Source organism: Pseudomonas typographi (genome assembly GCF_014694385.1).
Taxonomy (GTDB): Bacteria; Pseudomonadota; Gammaproteobacteria; order Pseudomonadales; family Pseudomonadaceae; genus Aquipseudomonas; species Aquipseudomonas typographi.
In genome coordinates, this window is record NZ_JAAOCA010000108.1 from 1 (window position 1) to 839 (window position 839).

1 protein-coding gene and 1 pseudogene are annotated in these 839 nt (G+C 56.9%); one reads left to right on the forward strand and one right to left on the reverse strand.

Going from position 1 to position 839, the window contains the following annotated elements; genetic code table 11:
- Nucleotides 1-656 (forward strand): IS3 family transposase (locus HAQ05_RS27875; protein ID WP_190427615.1); only part of this gene is annotated, 656 nt, incomplete at its 5' end.
- Nucleotides 657-711: 55 nt separating this feature from the next.
- Here HAQ05_RS27875 and HAQ05_RS27880 read toward each other — a convergent pair.
- Nucleotides 712-839, reverse strand: a pseudogene (locus HAQ05_RS27880) (transposase); the annotation flags it as partial.

Here is an 839-nt window from a genome sequence, read left to right on the forward strand (position 1 = left end):
GGCAGCGCGTGCATTTGTCAGAGAAGGTGGTGCAGTGCTTGATGAAGCAGGAGTGCCTGGTCGTCGCCAAGCCAAAACGGCGTCGATACGGTTCCTACCTCGGGGAGATCAGTCCCGCGCCGGAAAATCTCGTCAACCGGGACTTCACAGCTGTTGCTCCGAATGAGAAATGGCTGACTGACATCTCGGAGTTCCAGATCCCGGCCGGCAAGGTGTACCTGTCTCCAATCATCGACTGCTTCGATGGAAAGGTTATCAGTTGGTCGATCGGCACGCGTCCCGACGCCGAGCTCGTGAACACCATGCTGGATGCCGCTGTCGAAACGGTGGCCGGCAACGATAAACGGCCTGTGGTTCACTCCGATCGTGGTGCGCACTACCGCTGGCCCGGCTGGCTATCGCGCATCGCTGATGCGAAGCTGATTCGTTCGATGTCGCGCAAGGGCTGCTCACCTGATAACGCGGCTTGCGAAGGCTTCTTCGGCCGGCTGAAAACGGAGCTGTTTTATCCTCGCAACTGGCAGTCAACGAGCATCGAGCAGTTCATTCAGGCCCTGGACTCATACATTCGCTGGTACAACGAGAAACGCATCAAGATTTCCCTCGGCGCTCTCAGTCCCGTTGAGTATCGTGAGAGCCTGGGCTTCGCGGCATAACCAGTCCAAGTTTTTGTCCGCATCCCCAGGGGGTCAGTTTTACATTGGCGGTGACACGAAACAGATCGCTGTCCCGAAAACGGCCGTGTCTATTTTTGGAAAAGGTCGAGTGGTTGGGGACTTCATCTTCAAGGCTTAACCGGCAGAACCAGCGATACGCCAGGTTCAAATGGGCCTCTTCGC